This is a genomic window from Prevotella sp. P5-108 (assembly GCF_002251385.1).
Classification (GTDB): Bacteria; Bacteroidota; Bacteroidia; order Bacteroidales; family Bacteroidaceae; genus Prevotella.
The window spans coordinates 123,215-141,818 of record NZ_NPJJ01000008.1 but is presented as its reverse complement, the minus strand read 5'-3'; the positions used below and the strand labels follow the sequence as shown (position 1 = coordinate 141,818).

The window sequence follows — 18,604 nt, the reverse complement described above, 5'->3', positions numbered from 1 at the left end:
AATGAACACAATACAGACAACGATATGGCTGACCGCCCTGTGCGCGTCGGCCACAGCCCCGGCTATGGCTATAAACGAGCCGCAAGACACTACACGCCATCTGCCCCTGACCGAGACCACCGTGAAGCTCGGCGAGGTGGTGGTGACCGGGCTCACCGGCAGCCAGCGACTCAGCCAGTCGCCCGCTCCCGTAACCCTCATCTCGCCCCGCCAGCTGGCCATGCAGCCCGCCACCAACATCATCGACGCCATAGCCCGCCAGCCCGGCGTGGCGCAGATTACCACCGGCAGCGGTATCTCCAAACCGGTGATACGCGGACTGGGCTACAACCGCGTGGTGGTGGTCGACGACGGCATCAGGCAGGAAGGCCAGCAGTGGGGCGACGAGCACGGCGTGGAGACAGACCCTCACTCGGTACACTCGGTAGAGATACTCAAGGGGCCTGCCAGCCTCATGTACGGTTCTGACGCTATGGCGGGCGTCATCATCTTCCATCGCTCACCCGTGCCGATGGCTGGCGACATGAGCGCCAATGTCGCCACCGACTATCAGACCAACAGCGGGCTGCTGGACTACTCGCTCGACTTTGCCGGACACAAGGGGGCTATGGTGTGGGACACGCGCTACAGCGGCAAGATGGCCCATGCCTACAAGAACGCCTATGACGGCTATGTCTACGGATCGTCCCTGCGCGAGCAGTCGTTGAGCCAGTTGCTCGGATGCAACTACCGCCAGGGCCACACGCATCTCACGCTGAGCTACTATCACCTCACGCCCGGCATCGTGGAGGGCGAGCGCGACCCGCACACTGGCGCGCTGGAGGTGCCTCAAGGCTACGACCCCAAGAGCTATGGCAAGCCCATGCCGTATCAGCAGATACACCACTACAAGGCGGTGGCAGACAACTCATGGATGGTGGGCGAGGGCAACATAAGGCTGCTCCTGGGCTACCAGCACAACCGCCGGCAGGAGTTTGAGGACGAGGAGCATCCCCAGGAGTGTGGCCTCGACTTCATGCTCCATACCGTCAACTACGACCTGCACTACCTCTCGCCCGAGAGGGGCGGATGGAAATTCTCTACGGGCATCAACGGCATGTGGCAACGGTCGCTCAACCGGGGAGAGGAGTTTCTGATACCCGCCTACAGGCTCTTCGACTACGGCGTGTTTGCCACAGTGAGCCGGGAGATGGGCCGCATCAGTCTGAGTGGCGGCGTGAGAGTGGACCACCGTCATCTGCACAGCGACGCCCTCGCCGATGCTGAGGCCGACGGCGGTTGGCGCTTCAAGGAGCTCAGGCGCGGCTTCGACGGCGTGAGCAGCAGCGTGGGCATGGCCTATGAGGTGGCCGACGGACTGCAGCTCAAGCTCAATCTGGCACGTGGCTTCCGTGCGCCCAACATCAGCGAGCTCTCTGCCAACGGCGTGCACGAGGGCACGAGCCGATACGAGCTGGGCAACCAGGCGCTGAAGCCGGAGCAGAGTTGGCAGATGGACCTCGGCATGACCTATTCGTCGACGCTGGTGTCGGCAGAGGTGGCGCTGTTTGCCAATCGCATAGACCACTATGTATACAGCCAGCGTATGGCCGACGCTCAGCAGCGCCCCGTGGTCATCGACGGCACGCCTGTCTACCAGTTTAGCTCGGGCGACGCCCGCATCCTGGGCGGCGAGGTGAGTGTCGACGTGCACCCTGTGGAGCGCCTGCACATCGGCAACGCCTTCTCTTATGTCAACTCGGTGCAGCTGCACCAGCCAGTAGAATCGCGGTATCTGCCGTTTACCCCTGCGCCGCGCTGGAGAGTCGATGTGAGATACGAGTTGATATGCAATAGCCGCTGGGTAGACCATCTCTATGTCAAGGTCGAGGCCGACTGCAATCTGCGGCAGAACCACTGCTATACCGCCAACGACACCGAGACTCCCACACCGTCGTATACGCTGCTCAATCTCTATGCCGGCGCCGACATCAAGAGCCGTGGGCGGCGCATCTGCACCCTCGCCCTCGCGGGCGAGAACCTTACCGACCGTGTCTACCAGAGCCATCTGAGCCGGTTGAAGTATCTCGACACCAACCCCCAGACCGGGCGCCGCGGCGTCTACAATATGGGCCGCAACGTGTGTCTGAAACTCATGGTACCGATAGTCCTATAACCACCAAAAAAGCAGCGCCAGTGACGGCGCTGCTTTTTTTAGCTTTGGGAGTGATGGCTCCCGTGGTGAGGGTGACATTATTCGTAGCGTATGGCCTCGATGGGGTCGAGACGGGCTGCCTTCTTGGCGGGATACCAGCCGAAGAAAACGCCGGTGAGGGTGCATACGGCGAAGCTCATGATGATGCTCCACGGCTCTATCTGCGTGGCGATGTGGAGGAAGGTGTTGAGGCATAGCGAGAGGGTCACTCCCAGTATGACTCCGATGATGCCTCCTGTCACCGAAAGGAGTATGGCCTCGATGAGAAACTGGTTGAGGATGTCGATGCCTCGGGCGCCCACACTCATGCGGAGTCCTATCTCGCGGGTGCGCTCGGTGACCGAGACATACATGATGTTCATGATGCCGATGCCGCCCACGAGCAGCGAGATGCCGGCGACGCTGCCCAGGAGGATGGTGATGGTAGACATGGTGGAGTTCATCATGCTCGAGATTTCCTCCTGCGAGCGTATGTTGAAGTCGTCATCGTCGGCCTCGGTGGTGTCGGTGGCATCCTTGAGCTTGTGGTTGCGGCGCAGGATGTCGGTAATCTGGTTCTGGGCAGGCTCGGACGCCTCTTCGGTGATGGCCGAGCAGACGATGCCTCCGAGGTAGGTCTGGGCCATGATGCGCTTCATGACGGTGGTGTAGGGGGCAAGCACCAGGTCGTCCTGGTCCATTCCCATGCTGTTGTAGCCTTTCTTCTGCAGTACCCCAACGACGCGGAAGGGGATGCTGTTGAAGCGGACTACCTTGCCGATGGGGTCGCTGCCATCGGGGAAGAGGTAATCGACCACTGTCTGGCCGAGGATGCAGACCTTGGCTGACGCCTTGATATCGGCGTCGGTGAACATCTCACCGTCGGCGACCTTGAGCTGGCGTATACTGAGGTAGTCCTGATTGACGCCGTAGATGGAGCTTTGGGTATTGTTGTTGCCGTAAATCCACTGCCCCGCGCTGTTGACCGTGGGCGAGATGGCACTGATGTAGTTGCAGTCTTCCTTGATGCTCTCGTAGTCGGCCTGCTTGAGCGTCTCCATGGACGAGGCGTCCTGTCTCACGCCGCCCCTCATGTCGGCTCCGGGCGATATCATAATCATGTTGCTGCCCATCTCGGCGATGTTGGCCTTGATGCTGGCCTTGCTACCCTGACCTATGGCGAGCATGGTGATGACGGCGGCGATGCCGATGATGATGCCCAGGGCGGTGAGGAAGGAGCGCATCTTGTTGGCGCCTATGGCACGCAGGGCTATCTTGAATAGATTCTGATAATTCATATCCTTCTGTTTGGTTTGTGATGGTCTTGTTGTGGGTGAGTGTCACCTGGGGGCTACTCGTCGGTGGACACAGGCAGCGCAGCCAGCCCCTCGGCGGCAGAGAGTATGTGCTCGTTGGGGGTGTCGCTGATGATGTGGCCGTCGCGCAGCTCGATGTTGCGGCTCGAGTAGCGGGCGATGTCGGGGTTGTGGGTCACGAAGATGATGGTTCGCCCCTCGGCGTAGAGCTTCTGGAAGAGCACGAGTATCTCGAAGCTGGTGCGCGTGTCGAGGTTGCCCGTGGCTTCGTCGGCGAGGATTACGGCGGGGTTGTTGACCAGCGCGCGGGCTATGGCTACGCGCTGCATCTGTCCGCCCGACATCTGGTTGCTCTTGTGGTAGAGCCGCTCGCCCAGTCCTACGGCCTCGAGTGCGGCGATGGCACGCTCCTTGCGCTCGTCGGCACCCACGGCGGGGTTGTACATGAGCGGCAGCTCGACATTCTCCACGCTGGTGGTCTTGGGGAGCAGGTTGTAGTTCTGGAAGATGAACCCTATCTTGCGGTTGCGCAGAATGGCGCGGTCGTTGCGGCTCATGGTGCGCACGCTCACACCGTCGAGGTAGTATTCGCCGCTCGACGGCGTGTCGAGGCAGCCAAGCTGGTTGAGCAGGGTGGACTTGCCCGAGCCCGACTTGCCCATGATGGTGACAAATTCGCCCTCGTATATCTTGAAGCTCACTCCCTTGAGGGCGTGCACGGTCTCGTCGCCCACCTGGAAGTCGCGGCGCACGTGGTCGAGCTCTATCACGACTCGGCGGTTGTCGTTGTTGGTTGTATCAGCCATAATAGTCCTTTCTGTATATGGTTATCCTGTCCTTGGCTTACTTCTTCTTTCTTGGGCCGGGGCCTGAGATGAGTCCCTGGCTCTGCTGCGGAGCCTCGTCGGCATCGGGGGTGTTGACCACAATCTCGGTCACAATCCTGTCGCCCTGCTTCAGACCCTTGGTGATTTCGGTGTTCATGCCGTCGGTCTGGCCGATGGTGACGGGGTGGGCGGTGAGCACCTTGTCGCTGAGCGTCCATACCTTGTTCTTGCCCTTGCAGTCGACAATCTTCATGTCCTTGCCCACGGTCTCCTTGGTGGGAGTGAAGCGGAGAGCCTTGTTGGGCACAGCGAGAACTCCGGCGCGCTCCTGGGTGAAGATGGTGACGTTGGCGGTGAGTCCGGGCTTGAGCTTGAGGTCGGCGTTGGGGGCAGAGATGACCACCTCGTAGGTCACCACATTGTTGGTGGTGGTAGGCTCGAGTCTCACCTGCTTGACCTCGCCCTCGAAGGTATCGTCGGGGTAGGCGTCGACGGTGAAGGTGACGCGGTCGCCCTCCTTGACGCCGCCTATGTCGGCCTCATCGACATTGGCTACCACCTGCATATTGGTAAGGTCCTTGGCGATGGTGAAGAGCTCGGGGGTGTTGAAGCTGGCAGCCACGGTCTGGCCTTCCTCCACGCTCTTGGAAATCACGGTGCCGTCGATGGGCGAGGTGATGGTGGCGTAACCCAGATTGGTCTGCGCTCTCTGTACGCTCTCTCTCGACGAGGCTGTCTGCTCCTTGGCCTGACGGTAGGTGAGCATTGCGTTCTCGTACTCATCGGCGCTCACCAGTCCCTTCTTGAAGAGCGTCTGGTAGCGTTCCATGTTGGCGGTCTGGTACTTGAGGGTGCTCTGGGCACTGGCGAGGTTGGCTTTGGCGATGTTGAGTTCGCTCATGAGATTGGTCTTGTCGAGCTCGGCAATCACCTGTCCCTTCTTGACCTGGGTATTGTAGTCTACATAGAGCTTGCTGACGATGCCGCTCACCTGCGTACCCACGGTGACAGAGGTTACGGCCTCGATGGTGCCCGTGGCGGTCACGCTGTTCTGCAGCGTCTTCAGCGCCACTTGGTCTTGCTTGAAGTTGATTTCCTCCTTCTCTTTGCCGCCGGAGAGTGCCCAGGCAGCAATGCTGATGACTGCCACCACGATGACGGCAATCCAGATTTTGCTGATTCTCAGTTTCTTCATAATCGTGTATGTCTATTTTTTGTTGTGCGTTGTGATGTCAATAAGCGTTGGCAAGACGGCTCTAAAGGCGTCCGTCTCTGTAGAACTTGAGCATATTGACGTTGAGGATGGTGAGATATTTGGCCTGGAGCTCGTTCTGCTTGGCCATGAGCAGATTGTCTTTGCCGGTGCGCAGCTCGACGATGTTCTTGAGGCCCAGCCTGAACTGCTCGCTCAACAGGTTGTAGCTGGTCTGGGCGCTCTCGCTGCTGGCTTTGGCTGCCTTGTATTGGCTCTGGTTGGTTGACGCCTGTAACCAGTAGTTCTCGATGGTCGAATAGAGTGAAGTCTGCTCGTTTTTGAGGTCAAGCTGGATGCTCTCGCGCTGTATAATCGCCTTGTTGACCTGTGTCTTGGTGGTGCGGTTCTCGAAGAGTGGGATGCTGATGCCTATGCCGGCGCCCATGTTGAAGTTGGTCTTCAGCTGGCGGGCCAGGGCGTTGTCGTTCATCGATGTGTTGTTGGTTGAGATGCCTGCGTTGGCGCTGATGGTGGGCAGCTTGCCAGCCTTGCAATCTTGATGCTCAGCTCGTTTTGTGCCAGCTGGTTCTGGTATGTCTTAAACTCGGGGCGGTTGTCGAGAGCGGCGGCGTAGACGCCGTTGAGCGCAGGGATGGCGTCGAGCGCCATGTCGTCGGTAGTGGTGGGGGTGGCGATGTCGAATTCCTCGTCGCTGGTAATCTGCAGGAGTTCCTTGAGCTGGCGCTTGAAGTTCTTCACGTTGCTCTGCGCCTGCACCACGTTGTACTCGTCCTGCGCGCGCTGGGCAGTGAGCTGGGCGAGGTCGGCTTGGCTCATCTTGCCGATGCTCACCATCTCCTTGCCGCGCTCTTCGTTCTGTCTGCTCGAGGCACAGCTCTCCTCGTTTACCCTGACGGCTTCGGTAGAATAGAGTATCTGCACATAGAGTTGGGCTATCTGTTCCTGCAACTTCAGTGCCTGCGTGGCTGAGTCGAGTTGGGCTGCCTCTGTAGCGAGCTTGTTGAGCTTGACTTGATTATGATTTTTGTTGCCGTTCCAGAGGGTGTAGTTGCCCGAGACCGAGTAAGTGCCGTTGTAGTAGACCTTGTCGACGCTGGCTCTGGAGAAACCGTCGCCGCTGATACCGCTGGCCATCCAGGGTGTGTAGTTGACGTTGTGGCTGGTACTGGCGCTGAGCGAGGGGAGCAGCGCGGCTTTGGACTGGAGATAGTCCTCGTTGGCGCTGGCCTTGGCGAGCCGCGTCTTCTGAAGCGCGATGTTGTTGGCAAGGGCATAGTCGATGCAGTCCTTGAGCGTCCACTCTTTAGCGTGGGTCACCGCAGGCGCCGTCACAAGGAGCAACGCCACCATGAATAGTTTGAAGTTCCTGTTCATAATCATCTTGTTGTTTCTTTTTACCTTTATTTTGGATGGTTTTGTCAGTATAATGATGTTTTTGATGGACAAAAGATTATTGTCAGACATGATTATTAACAACTTTTGTGATTACTGTGCCCGAGAGTAACTATCCAGCGTTAGGACCATGGCAAGTCTTCAAGCCCCGAATAAGGCTTGAATGGTGTTTTGTCGTGTTTCTTTGCTGTTTCGATAATTGAATGTAATTCGAGAAAAGCGTCTGCTCCTAAACCGATGCGGAATGTACAGGAGTTTTTCAGTTTGATTTTCAACTTGCGTATTCCGTGTTCACTTCCGTTATTCCCTGATGGTATTAGTGGGTCTTCAAGAAAGTTGAAGATGTGGTCACGGCACTTTATCAATCCCTTTTTGAATGTCTCAAACTTTTTGCCGAGGTTGCCGATATTTATTTTAAGCAGATAGTCCAAACGTTCTGTCCACGATGCCTTGGGGATTATTGCGGAAGGGTTCGAGTTCCTTTCATGTATGGCTTTACGGAACAAGTCGACTATCTTGTCTGACCAAATTTTATTAGTTATGTTTTTGTTAATCAGCTCGCTTATTTTCAAACGATTATGTGATTATTGATAATATGTTGATTTTTTAACACAAAATATTTGCTCATTATCAGAAAAATCCATTAAATTTGCGACATATCATAAGCTCATTGATAACATCACCATTGTCAAACCCCTAAAAAAGAAAAGCATGAAAAAGTTTATTCTTTACAGCATTCCATTCTTTTTTATTAATGTGATGCTTTTGTTTTCCTGTAGCGAGAACGCTAACGATATGCTAACAACTGCCAAGGCCTCGTCTGTCACCACCTATGTAGAGGAGAACGTATCGCTCGATTATACCGAATTGGGCAAACTCCCCGAAGTATAATAATTATTGGAAATACCCTGTTAGTGATTATTCGACTTGTGATTTATACGAACAATTTATAAAAAACAAACCTCAATGCTGATAATTATGAAAAGAATTACGATTTTGATAAGCATGTTGCTGATGGCACTATGCTGGGCTTATGGGCAGAATCATGTCCCTGGTTATATGCCACATACTAAGCGTGGAGAATTGCCGCCCGCATGGATTAAGAACAAGGTGACCGATGCACAGTATGACTCGTTGGCTATGCTGTCTAAGTATTATTGGGTGAATTATGACTACTTCAAGCAACGCAATCTTACAAAGGAACGCATCAGCACCTATGTAAGCGGCATAAAGAGATTGCTATCTGAAGAGAACTTGAAGCAGATAAAGCAACTGAAGGACGCCCCCAACTATTACGATTCTTATCCTGAGACTGCGTTTCTAAAGCCCTTTATGGTGTCGCCCAATGCCGATGGATCTAAGCAGATGAAGTATATCGTCTATTCGGAAATAGATGGTTATGATGCCCATGTGATGGTCGAGGTTCGGGTAAATAAAAACAAGAATGGCAATATTGTTTTCTCGAATTTCAGGTTGATTCCTTATAGTGTATCTGGACTAAAGGTGGAGATTGATAATATGAATTTCAAATCAGAGAACCGTCCAAGTTACCCAATAGTATATGAAGGAGTCTATGATATGCAGTCGCTTGTGTCCGCATTTAGTATATGTGGCTTGCTCAAGTATGAAGATGCCAAGGGATATAATCATACCGAACTGGCGCAGCGGTCATTCTATCTGTTAACCGAGTAATTGGCAGATAATTTGGATAAAACGAGGAGAGCCATCCGCCTCAGCCTATAGGTTGAACGGATGGCTCTCCTTTTGGTGTATGCAGCACCATGATGGTGCCATGTGTTGCTTGCGAGTCTTTTTTACTTGCCCTTAGATACCAGCTCTACGGTGTCGCGTGCTATAACGATTTCCTCGTCGGTAGGAATCATAACCACCTTGACCTTGGAGTCGTCGGCAGAGAGAACCTGCTCGACGCCGCGGCAGTGGTTGCGCTCCTTGTCCATCTTGACGCCAAGGTACTCCAGGCCAGAGCAAGAGTCCCAGCGCACACCTTCCTGGTTCTCGCCGACGCCGGCGGTCCACACGATGATGTCGACGCCATTCATGGCAGCAGCGTAGGCACCGATGTACTTCTTGATGCGATAGTTGTACATCTGGAGGGCCAGGTGGGCACGCTCGTCGCCAGCCTTGTCGGCAGCCTCTACCTCGCGCATGTCAGAGCTGAGTCCGGTGATGCCGGCCACGCCACTCTCCTTGTTCAGGAACTCTGCCATCTCCTGGGGAGTCTTGCCCAGCTTCTCCATGAGATAGGTTACGGCAGAGGGGTCGATGTCGCCCGAGCGCGAACCCATCATCACACCAGCCAATGGGGTCAGACCCATAGAGGTGTCGATTACCTTGCCATACTGAACGGCTGCAATCGAGGCGCCGTTGCCGATGTGGCAGGTGATGATACGCTGCTTCTTGATATCCACACCCAGGTATTCGCACACGCGCTGAGAGACATAGCGATGGCTGGTTCCGTGGAAGCCATAGCGGCGCACGTGGTACTTCTCGTACAGCTCGTAGGGCACGGCGTAGAGATAAGCGTAGGCGGGCATAGTCGAATGGAAGGCGTTGTCGAAGACAGTCACCTGGGGAGTATGGGGCATGAGTGCGTCGACGGCACGGATGCCACGCAGATGGCCTGCATTGTGAACGGGAGCCAGGTCGCAGAGGCTCTCGATACCGTCCTCTACTTCCTTGGTTACGATGCAGCTCTTCTCAAAGAGGTCGCCACCCTGCACGATGCGGTGACCTACAGCGTCAATCTGGTCGAGGCTCTTCAGCGCACCATACTTGGGGTCGAGCAGCAGGCTGAATACAAACTTCACGCCTTCCTTGTGGTCGGGCATGTCGTGCATTACCTTTTCCTTGCTGCCGTCTTTGAGTGTCACTTTCACGAAGGCGTTGTCCAAGCCTATACGCTCGGCGCCACCCTGTGCCAGCACGCTCTCGTCGTCCATATTGTACAGCTTGTACTTGATGGAGCTGCTGCCACAGTTCAATACTAATACTATCATTGTCTGTTTCTTGTTTTAACGGTTATGCTTTCTTGGCGTCCTGTGCCTGGCAGGCGGTGATGGCGACCATGTAGTAGATGTCGTCGACCGAGCAGCCGCGGCTGAGGTCATTGACGGGGCGTGCGATACCCTGGAGGATGGGGCCGATGGCGATGGCTCCGCCCAGACGCTGTACCAGCTTGTAGCCGATGTTGCCTACCTCGAGGTTGGGCACTACCAGCACGTTGGCCTTGCCGGCGATGTCAGAATCCTTGGCCTTCTTCTCTGCCACAGCGGGCACGAGGGCGGCGTCGGCCTGCAGCTCGCCGTCTACCTTGAGTTCAGGATATTTGTCGTGGGCTATCTGTGTGGCCTCAATCACCTTGTCTATGATGTAGACGCTCTTGCCGGTAGCCTTGTCCTTGGCATCCTTGGCGCTGCCCTTGGTCGAGAAGCTCAGCATAGCCACGCGGGGCTCTTCGATGCCAGCCACGCTGTGGGCGGTCTGGGCTGTGGTGTAGGCTATCTGGGCCAGCTGGTCGGCAGTGGGGTTGGGGGTTACAGCCACGTCGCCCATGACTACTACGCCGTCCTTGCCATACTGCTTCTGGTCAGTGATGAGCAGCATAGCGCCACTCACGCATGAGATGCCGGGAGCGCACTTGATTATCTGCAGAGCTGGACGCAGTGTGTCGCCAGTGGTACTCAGTGCGCCGGAAATCTGACCGTCGGCGCCGTTGGTCTTGATGATCATACAACCGAGGTACAGGTTGTTCTTCACCAGTTCGCGAGCCTGCTCGATAGTCATGCCTTTGCTCTTGCGGAGTTCGGCGAGCAGAGCGGCGTATTCCTCGCTCTTGGGATTGTCAGATGGATTCACAATCGTAGCCTTGTCGATATTCTCCAAGCCCCACTCTTTGGCGAGCTTGTGGATGTTGGCAGGGTTGCCGATGAGAATGATGTCTGCGATGTCGTCAGCCAATACCTTGTCGGCTGCCTTAAGAGTGCGTTCCTCTTCAGCTTCAGGAAGCACGATGCGCTGCTTGTCTGCTTTGGCGCGCGCTACAATCTGTTGTAATAAATCCATAGTAATTCTATATCTATTCTTAACTTAGTTCCTTATGGTTTTAGCGGTTCACGTTAAGCCGCTGCAAAAGTAGTAATTTTTTTTGATAATCACCCCTTTGCACGCATCTATTTTTTCTTTGTCTCTGCCCTCAGCTTATCAGCTGTTGGGCGAGGATACTCTCGAGTTCCTCGGCAGAGAGTCTCAGTCTGAAAGTACCGCGGATGGCCACGGCTATGCGGCCCGTCTCTTCGCTCACCACGATGGCTATGGCGTCAGAGCTCTGGGAGATGCCCATGGCGGCGCGATGGCGCAGACCAAGTTCCTTGGGGATGTCCATGTCGTGGCTCACAGGCAGGATGCAGCCCGCAGCCTGGATGCGGCGGTGGGCGATAATCATGGCACCGTCGTGCAGCGGCGAGTTCTTGAAGAAGATGTTTTCGATGAGCCGCTGGTTGATGTTGGCATTGATTACATCGCCCGTCTCCATGATATCGGTCAGCGGGGTGGTGCGCTCGATGACGATAAGTGCGCCCACCTTGCCGCGCGACAGGTTCATGCATGCCATCACGATGGGCATGATGGCCTCCTTGTCCTCATCCTCCTTCTTGGTGGCGGTGTAGAACAGGCGGAAGATGTTTTTGAACCGCTGATGGGCGCCCAGACTGTACAGAAACTTGCGTATCTCTTCCTGGAAGAGGATGAGCAGGGCCAGTACACCCACGCTTACCAGTTTGTCCATGATGGCTCCCAGCAGACGCATCTCGAGTACATGGGTCACGAAGAGCCACAACACCACAAACACCATGATGCCGATGAACACATTGAGCGACCGGCTTTCCTTCATCAGCCGGTAGATGTTGTAGAGCAACAGCGCCACCAGCAGGATGTCGATTATGTCTTTTATGCCAAAATCAAAAAACACGTTATATAACTTCTTTGGTTAGTGATTGCTTCATTTTCTCTACCACCGCCACGGTCTGTACTGCCTCTGCCACATCGTGGACGCGCAGTATCGAGGCGCCGTGTTCCACCGCCAGTGCGTGGAGGGCTGTGGTGCCGGGCAGAGATGTGGCGGGAGTGCCCCCGATGAGCTTCCATATCATCGACTTGCGCGATATGCCCACCAGAACGGGCAGATGGAGTGCCTGCAGTTCGGCCATGCCGGCCATGAGCTCATAGTTCTGCTCGAGGGTCTTGCCGAAGCCAAATCCTGGGTCGAGTATGATGTCCTTGGCGCCGCGGTCGCGCAGCTGCTGTATCTCTCCGGCAAAGGCTTTCATCATCTCCCTCAGCGTGGGCTTGACCGACATGAGAATGTAGGGGCACTTCAGTTCGCCCACTATGTCAAACATGCTTTCCGCTTCGTGTATCGGCGTGTTGACGATGCCCGTCAGACCGCCTTCGCTCACATCGTTGATGATGTCGGCACCCCAGTCGTTGATGCACCGACGGGCGAGTGCCGGACGGTAGGTGTCTACCGAGACCACGGCATCGGGCACCTCGCGGCGCACGATGTCGAGAGCCCAGCGCAATCGCCGTCCCTCTTCCTCTTCGCTCACTTCACAGGCACCCGGACGGGTCGAGAAGGCTCCGATGTCTATCATGCTGCCGCCCTGGGTCAGTATCTCCTCTGCGCGCATAGCTATCTCGCGCTCGGTCTGCTTGCGGCTGCCCTCGTAGAAACTGTCGGGCGTCACATTGATTATTCCCATGACCTGCGGATGCGAAAGGTCCATAAGGCGTCCACGTATATTCAGCGTATATTCCATGTTATCTTAATATGTTACAAAGGTAGTGCAAGTCGAAGACAATGCAAAGAAAAAACAAATGTTTTTTCTAATTTGCATTGTTGAGGCGACGCCTACCTTATCTATAGATAGCGCCAGCGGAGGCTCACGCAGAGTCGCCTCGATGATATAGGGGATTGCCCGCCAGCCCTTAATGACAGTCCTTGAGCAGAAAGGCCATATAGAGCGGCAGGATGAGAGTCTGCGGAGCTGTGCCAATGTTCACATCACCCAGTTTGATGACACTCGATACATGATACTTGTCGGGGTTGCCAAGGATGGTCTTGGCGCTTTTGATGTTGCCGTTATTGGCTTTAACTTCTACCAGCGTACATTCGTCGTTGTATCTTGTAACGAAGTCAATCTCCAGGCCCGAATCCTTGCGGAAATAATAGAGCTTGCGATTCATTTTGCCGAAGATGTCGGCCACGAGATTTTCGAAGATGGCACCCTTGTATCCATAGAGATTGCCTCTCAGGATGTCGGCCGCAGTGCCCTGTTCGAGCATGCTGATGAAAAGGCCCGTGTCTGCCATATACACCTTGAACTGGTCGGTGATGGCGTTGCCGTCAAGGGGGAGCTCGGGTGTTGAGAGGTTGTAGCAGCGACGTATGATGCCGGCATCTTCAATCCATTGAAGACTGCCCTGATAGTTGCGGCCTCTGCCGCCAGGCCTCACGGTGGTGTAGGCGAACTTCTTGTTCTCCTTGCTCAACTGACGTGGTATCGACTCGAAACATTCCCGTATGCGTGGCTTGTCTTCCTGGGGTGCGTATTTCTGCATATCGACTTTGTATTCATCAACGATGGCTTGCTGCATATGCAGAACGGACTGCATGTTGTGGGTCTCCATAAACACGCTCACCGCTCTTGGCATTCCGCCGACAATGCAATACTGCAGCAGCAACTGTCGCATCCTCTCGTGGACAGCTTCCTGCACAGGAGTCCTTTGGTCCAGACAGCGTTGCAGATAGCCGATGGTCATATCGTTGATGCCATTGGCCCAAAGCCATTCCTCGAAATCCATAGGATACATGTCGATGATGGTCTCATAACCCACGGGGATAGGGCCTTCGGTCAACTCGCTGGTATGGTAACCGCTGACACCCAGTAGCGAACCAGTGCCGATGACATCGTATCTGCCGTCGGTCTTGAAGAATTTCAAGGCAGTGCGCGCACGTGGGCACTCCTGTATCTCGTCAAAGATGATGCAGGTCTTGCCAGGCACGAAGTTGCAATCGGGGATTAGGGTGGAAAGCGTCATACAGAGGATGTCGATGTCCAGACCACCCCCAAACACAGCCTTGTATTCCGGGTGTTGGAAGAAGTCGAGATAGACCACATGCTCATAGTTTTTGTGGGCAAAATCGAGCACTGAGTATGTCTTTCCACACTGGCGACATCCCTTAATGATGAGGGGCATCTTGTGCTCATCGTTCTTCCATTCTTTGAGATACTTCTCGATTTTCCGTTGAAACATTTGGCTCTTAGCGAATTAGTGGTTGTTGGTATTGTGACCGCGCACATTTTTCAAGGGACTTTTCTTGAAACCGCGCACATTTTCCAAGGGACTTTTTATGGATCTGCGCACATTTTTCAAGGGACTTTCCGCTGCAAAGATAAGACAAATTGGCGAAAAAGCAAAGAAAAATGGAGAAAAGACGGCCCGCCTGGGCAAAATAGTTACGCTCTCTGCCCTTATCGCTGTAGTCTGCCAAAGCAGAGTGTGGCTTTCGCCATGTGCTCCAGTGGTCTCTGCGACCAGTCTGAGGGCTCTTGCAGGCAACGCCATTTATGCTGTTTCCACCGAGTAGCCCGCAACCCACTGCATATCAGCCCGTCGGCGGCGTGGTGACCATCGTGACGGGCTCGTATCATATGAACCGTGGGCTCGTGGCATTTGAACCGTGGGCTCGTGACGTAAGATACGTGCCCACGTGCCTATTGGTACGAGCCAGCCATCGTCATCGCGGTGCCAGCAGCTGTCCTTGCGATATGGGCGAGGGTCTCTCTGCGCTCCAGCGGACTAACGGTATAAACGGCGAAGAGGCTGTCAGACTCTCTCGGGGAGATGGGTCTGGCAGCCTCTTCTATGGTTTAGGCTCTATAGGGAGCTGTAGGCTTACTTGGCAGCCTGCACCACGGGGATGCGGAACAGCTCGCTCCAGTTGTCGCTGTCTACGATTACCACGTCGAGCTTGCGCTCGGCGCCAGTGGTGTTAGAGGTAGCGCTGATGCGGAGTGCATCGAGGTTACCACCGGCTGTGAGCCATGCTGCGTCGCCTTCAACCTCGGTGTCAGTGCCTGCCTTGCATACCAGTGTCACGTAGCCGCCGTCGGTGGTCACGTAGAATGTCTTGATGTGCTCGGTGGTGTCGTCCTTGTCAAAGGTGGCTGCGAAGTTGAGGGTGGTCTTGTTGGCGAAAGCCTTGGTCTTGTTCTCGTCGGAGAAGAGCTTGAACATGGTGGCTCCGTTCATGGTCATCTGGTTGACGGTGATGTCTACAGACTGGTCGCCGGCAGTGATGGTGATGGTACCTGCGAGCATCTCGCTCATGCTGGGCTGGAGGTAGAACTCCATCTCCTCGCCGCTCTTGCCGCGGGCCTTGGTGATGACGAAGTCGGCGTCATCGCCCATCATGGCTGTTGCTGTGGCGTGCCAGCGGCTGGCGTTGGTGGTCACCTTGACCTTGACTACGGCCTTGTCGTTCTGGCCCATGTATGAATACATGCCGCTATACTCCTGCAACTGCTCTGACTCGATGCTGAGGGTCACGTTCTGGGGGTTGGCGCCCGCCTGTGTGACTGAGAACTCGAGTACTGATGAGCCTGCGAGCAGCTTGAATTTGGCAACGCGGTCGGCAGTAGATGTGTTGGCACCGGCGGTAACAGCTATCTCAGAGGTGCTCTTTACCGTGGCGATACACCATGACTGCTCGGTGACTTTCTGGATAGAGAGGTCGGTCAGCGGAGCGTCTGTCTGTATCTTGATAATCTGCTCGCTGAGTGCGGCGGGGTCTACGTCGAGGGCTGCATCGCTCTCGTTGACCAGGCTCACATTGTAGGTGGGTGCTGGTGCGGGGTTGTCACTACTCGAGCATCCGCTCATTGCCATAGATATGGTCAGTGCTACGACTGCCACTCTCAAATAATTCATAAACTTCTTCATCTTTGTTTCCTATTTAATGATTTATATTGGGTTGTTAACTCATTTACTTCTTGAAGAGCTTGTTGAGCACCGTAACCTGGTACTCGTAGAAGGCGCGTGTACGTGCGTCGCCGCTACCCATTCTCGACTTGTAGAGATTGTGTATCTTCTTGAGGGCAGCGGTGATGAGAGGACGGCCCACGCCGGCAGAGAGCTTGGAGCCGCTCATGTTGTGGCGGGCATAGGATACCTCGTCGCTGCTGACGGCACAACCGGCGTTGCAGAAGCTGTGAGAGTCGGCTGTGGCCTGGGCCATAAACTCGCTGAGTGCAAGCTCGGGGTCCTTCTCGGCAAGGCCTCTGCCACCAAGGGGTGACTCCTTGGACATTGAGGGGTCGAGGTTTGAGAATTTGCTCAATGCCAGGACTACTGTAGTCTGCAAGTTCATGTCCTCCTGGGTAAGATTCTTGCCCTGGATGGAGTTGCGGAAGACGATACCATAAGCATCGTTGAGATAACCGTCAAGGGTATAGAGTCCCTTCTGGCCTGAACGCTCGCCCTCGTAGATGCCTCCCATCGCTCCGGGGCTGTATATCTTGGCTGCAATGGTCGACTGGAAGTTGTCAAACGAGTTGGAATCGATGCCCAACACACGCATAATTTCTTTGGGGAGCATGATGTCGCTGCAGTGGAGGGCCTGGTTTACGAGCCACTCCATCGCTGCCTTCTGCTTGGCCTTGGGAATGTATGCCTTGGCATACTCCTTGCTGCCGTCCTGAACCAGGTCGGTATATTCTACACCGCCGAGGTAGGGCATCACATGGGTGAGGTAGCGCATGTACTGGCTAAGACAAGCCTTGTACATCTCCTGGATTTCCTCGTAGTCGTCGTTCTTGACGCCGAGCCACTGGGGTATGTTGGCGATAATCTTCTTGAGGTTCTTGATACCATAGTCGTTGGCCTTCATGTGGTCGTCGCCGAGGTCTTCCATCTGGTCGGTGGGGTCGACGGTGAGGAACAGCTGCTGGGCACCGAACTTATACATGGGGTCGCCCTTCTTGGCCTCGATGATGGCGTTGAGATACTTGTACTCGTCTTCGGGAGTCTTGGTGTCCTTGAAGAGACGGTAGCCCCAGTTGATGGCGTGTATATCGTATACACCGATGATTGGGGGAACCATGCGCACACCGCGCTCGAGGTCGCCGGGCTGTGCCACGTAGTTGTTGCGGGCGTAGTCCATGATACTGGGCGTGGTGCCATACTTCTGGGTGAACGAGGGGCTGCGCAGTGAGTCGACGGGGAAGGCGTAGCTGGCGCCCATGTTGTGCATCAGACCCAGGGTGTGGCCCACCTCGTGAGAGGTGACATAGCGCAGCGACTCAGACATCACGTCGTCGTCGAAGGTAGACTTGCGCACGCGGGCATCGACGGCTGCGGTCTGGGCAAAGCGCCACTCATGAACGAGGGCGATGACATTGTGATACCACATCACCTCGCCCACCAGGATTTCTCCGGTGCGGGGGTCTACGTAGCTTGGTCCGGCGGCGTTGGCAGTACCGGTGGCCATGTAGCGGATACAGTTATAGCGGATATCGTCGGGGTCGAAGTTGGGGTCGTCGGTGGGGTAGTCCTTGGCGACCATCACGTTCTTGAAGCCGGCAGCTTCAAAGGCCTGGTTCCAGTCTTCGATACCAGCCTTGATGGCTCCTCTCCACTTCTCGGGGAAGGCAGAGTCTACATAGTACACTATCTGCTTCTTGGGCTCAACCAGCTCGCCGTTGTAGTACTTCTGCAGGTCTTCGTCCTTGGGCTCCACGCGCCAGCGGTGGATGAACTCCTTGGGGTCGATGTAGTCCTTGTTGGACGAATAGGTGTAGAACTTGGTGCTGAAATATCCCACGCGGCTGTCCTGATAGCGCATCTTCATGGGCTCCTTGGGCAGAGCCACGATAGAGCGGCGCATCTGCACGGTGTAGGCTCCCGACTCGGCGTTGTAGTTCAGTCGGCTGGTAATCTCAAGGTTCTTTTCAAAGCTCTTTACTCCCATCAGCTTGGAGGCAGATGCGTCGAACGAGGCCGACTTGGTAGAGCGTGTGTTGACACTCTGGCGGATGGGGGTGATGCACTTCTCGTTGGATACAAAGAACGATGTCATGTCGATGAGCAGTGTATCCTTGCGCGAAGCCTTTATCTTGAAGGTCTTCATAATGGGGTGTACGAAGTTGCGGTTGAATGCCTTCTCAATGGGGTCTCCGGGCACTACGCGCTCGTAGTTCTGGTAAGAGTGCATGTATACGTTGGCCGTGTCGGCAGAGAGCGAGAACATGAAGGGAGTCCCCACCATTTCGCCGGCATTGAAGTTGGCGTTCTCGCTGGTGCTTACCATGCGGTTGGCCATCAGGTAGAGCACATCGAGGTTGCTCTTGGTAACCTGCAGCAGCAGCTCGCCCTTCTTGTTGACATAGGCTGTGAACATACCGTGGTAGGCGGTAGCGCCGTTGATGGCCTTGTCAAACTTGTCGGTCTTCTTGGCAGATGACGAGGCTTCGGTAGCTGCTTTCTTCTTTTTCTTGAAAATGCTCATTTCTACATTGGCAGCAGCGTCGGCAGTAATCGCAAGAGCCATCGTGGCTAACAATAATGATTTGATCTTCATCATAATTTAGTTGATTATAGTATA

Annotated in this window: 13 protein-coding genes and 1 pseudogene; 2 read left to right on the top strand and 12 right to left on the bottom strand. The window is 55.1% G+C overall.

The features are described 5' to 3' along the window. Position 1: 1 nt before the first annotated feature. Positions 2 to 2,155 carry a TonB-dependent receptor gene (locus CIK95_RS01600; RefSeq protein ID WP_094466083.1) on the top strand — a complete coding sequence of 718 codons (2,154 nt, stop codon included), beginning with the start codon at positions 2 to 4 and terminating at the stop codon, positions 2,153 to 2,155. Positions 2,156 to 2,232: 77 nt separating this feature from the next. Here CIK95_RS01600 and CIK95_RS01595 read toward each other — a convergent pair whose 3' ends face one another. From CIK95_RS01595 to CIK95_RS01575, 5 genes and pseudogenes are all read right to left on the bottom strand, one after another. Then, positions 2,233 to 3,471: an ABC transporter permease gene (locus tag CIK95_RS01595; RefSeq protein WP_094466082.1), complete on the bottom strand. Its 1,239-nt coding sequence runs from the start codon at positions 3,469 to 3,471 to the stop codon at positions 2,233 to 2,235. Positions 3,472 to 3,524: 53 nt separating this feature from the next. Then, positions 3,525 to 4,295 (bottom strand): ABC transporter ATP-binding protein, encoded by a 771-nt coding sequence (locus CIK95_RS01590; protein ID WP_094466081.1) that lies wholly within the window; start codon positions 4,293 to 4,295, stop codon positions 3,525 to 3,527. 37 nt (positions 4,296 to 4,332) lie between these two features. Next, entirely contained in the window at positions 4,333 to 5,511 is a 1,179-nt protein-coding gene (locus CIK95_RS01585; protein WP_094387767.1) for an efflux RND transporter periplasmic adaptor subunit, read from the bottom strand. A gap of 61 nt (positions 5,512 to 5,572) precedes the next feature. Continuing rightward, a pseudogene (locus tag CIK95_RS01580) lies at positions 5,573 to 6,906 on the bottom strand (TolC family protein). A gap of 140 nt (positions 6,907 to 7,046) precedes the next feature. Then, positions 7,047 to 7,496 carry a hypothetical protein gene (locus tag CIK95_RS01575; RefSeq protein WP_094385529.1) on the bottom strand — a complete coding sequence of 150 codons (450 nt, stop codon included), beginning with the start codon at positions 7,494 to 7,496 and terminating at the stop codon, positions 7,047 to 7,049. 406 nt (positions 7,497 to 7,902) lie between these two features. On the opposite strand from CIK95_RS01575, the gene CIK95_RS01565 reads away from it, so the two are divergent. After that, positions 7,903 to 8,616 carry a hypothetical protein gene (locus CIK95_RS01565; RefSeq protein WP_144007679.1) on the top strand — a complete coding sequence of 238 codons (714 nt, stop codon included), beginning with the start codon at positions 7,903 to 7,905 and terminating at the stop codon, positions 8,614 to 8,616. Positions 8,617 to 8,738: 122 nt separating this feature from the next. Here CIK95_RS01565 and CIK95_RS01560 read toward each other — a convergent pair whose 3' ends face one another. The 7 genes from CIK95_RS01560 to CIK95_RS01525 all read right to left on the bottom strand — a co-directional run bounded on the left by CIK95_RS01560 (position 8,739) and on the right by CIK95_RS01525 (position 18,583). After that, the gene (locus tag CIK95_RS01560) at positions 8,739 to 9,941 is read right to left on the bottom strand and encodes an acetate kinase (protein WP_022310700.1); all 1,203 of its coding nucleotides are present in this window, start codon (positions 9,939 to 9,941) and stop codon (positions 8,739 to 8,741) included. 22 nt (positions 9,942 to 9,963) lie between these two features. After that, the gene (gene pta / locus CIK95_RS01555) at positions 9,964 to 11,007 is read right to left on the bottom strand and encodes a phosphate acetyltransferase (protein ID WP_094385523.1); all 1,044 of its coding nucleotides are present in this window, start codon (positions 11,005 to 11,007) and stop codon (positions 9,964 to 9,966) included. A gap of 130 nt (positions 11,008 to 11,137) precedes the next feature. Beyond that, entirely contained in the window at positions 11,138 to 11,911 is a 774-nt protein-coding gene (cdaA, locus tag CIK95_RS01550; protein WP_022310698.1) for a diadenylate cyclase CdaA, read from the bottom strand. Position 11,912: 1 nt separating this feature from the next. Then, positions 11,913 to 12,758, bottom strand: coding sequence for a dihydropteroate synthase (folP, locus tag CIK95_RS01545; RefSeq protein ID WP_094466080.1), 846 nt, complete (start codon positions 12,756 to 12,758; stop codon positions 11,913 to 11,915). 169 nt (positions 12,759 to 12,927) lie between these two features. Beyond that, a complete protein-coding gene (locus CIK95_RS01540; RefSeq protein ID WP_094466079.1) occupies positions 12,928 to 14,256 on the bottom strand; it encodes an ATP-binding protein in 1,329 nt (442 codons plus the stop codon). 642 nt (positions 14,257 to 14,898) lie between these two features. Further along, positions 14,899 to 15,933 carry a BACON domain-containing protein gene (locus CIK95_RS01530; RefSeq protein ID WP_158215055.1) on the bottom strand — a complete coding sequence of 345 codons (1,035 nt, stop codon included), beginning with the start codon at positions 15,931 to 15,933 and terminating at the stop codon, positions 14,899 to 14,901. Positions 15,934 to 15,988: 55 nt separating this feature from the next. Continuing rightward, positions 15,989 to 18,583, bottom strand: coding sequence for a zinc-dependent metalloprotease (locus CIK95_RS01525; RefSeq protein ID WP_254046388.1), 2,595 nt, complete (start codon positions 18,581 to 18,583; stop codon positions 15,989 to 15,991). Positions 18,584 to 18,604 lie beyond the last annotated feature (21 nt).

Coding starts and splice junctions, on each gene's coding strand:
- CIK95_RS01530 (WP_158215055.1), bottom strand. CDS start 15,933: ATGAATTATTTGAGAGTGGCAGTCGTAGCACTGACCATATCTATGGCA.
- CIK95_RS01540 (WP_094466079.1), bottom strand. CDS start 14,256: ATGTTTCAACGGAAAATCGAGAAGTATCTCAAAGAATGGAAGAACGAT.
- CIK95_RS01585 (WP_094387767.1), bottom strand. CDS start 5,511: ATGAAGAAACTGAGAATCAGCAAAATCTGGATTGCCGTCATCGTGGTG.
- pta (WP_094385523.1), bottom strand. CDS start 11,007: ATGGATTTATTACAACAGATTGTAGCGCGCGCCAAAGCAGACAAGCAG.
- CIK95_RS01525 (WP_254046388.1), bottom strand. CDS start 18,583: ATGATGAAGATCAAATCATTATTGTTAGCCACGATGGCTCTTGCGATT.
- CIK95_RS01565 (WP_144007679.1), top strand. CDS start 7,903: ATGAAAAGAATTACGATTTTGATAAGCATGTTGCTGATGGCACTATGC.
- folP (WP_094466080.1), bottom strand. CDS start 12,758: ATGGAATATACGCTGAATATACGTGGACGCCTTATGGACCTTTCGCAT.
- CIK95_RS01560 (WP_022310700.1), bottom strand. CDS start 9,941: ATGATAGTATTAGTATTGAACTGTGGCAGCAGCTCCATCAAGTACAAG.
- CIK95_RS01600 (WP_094466083.1), top strand. CDS start 2: ATGAACACAATACAGACAACGATATGGCTGACCGCCCTGTGCGCGTCG.
- CIK95_RS01595 (WP_094466082.1), bottom strand. CDS start 3,471: ATGAATTATCAGAATCTATTCAAGATAGCCCTGCGTGCCATAGGCGCC.
- CIK95_RS01590 (WP_094466081.1), bottom strand. CDS start 4,295: ATGGCTGATACAACCAACAACGACAACCGCCGAGTCGTGATAGAGCTC.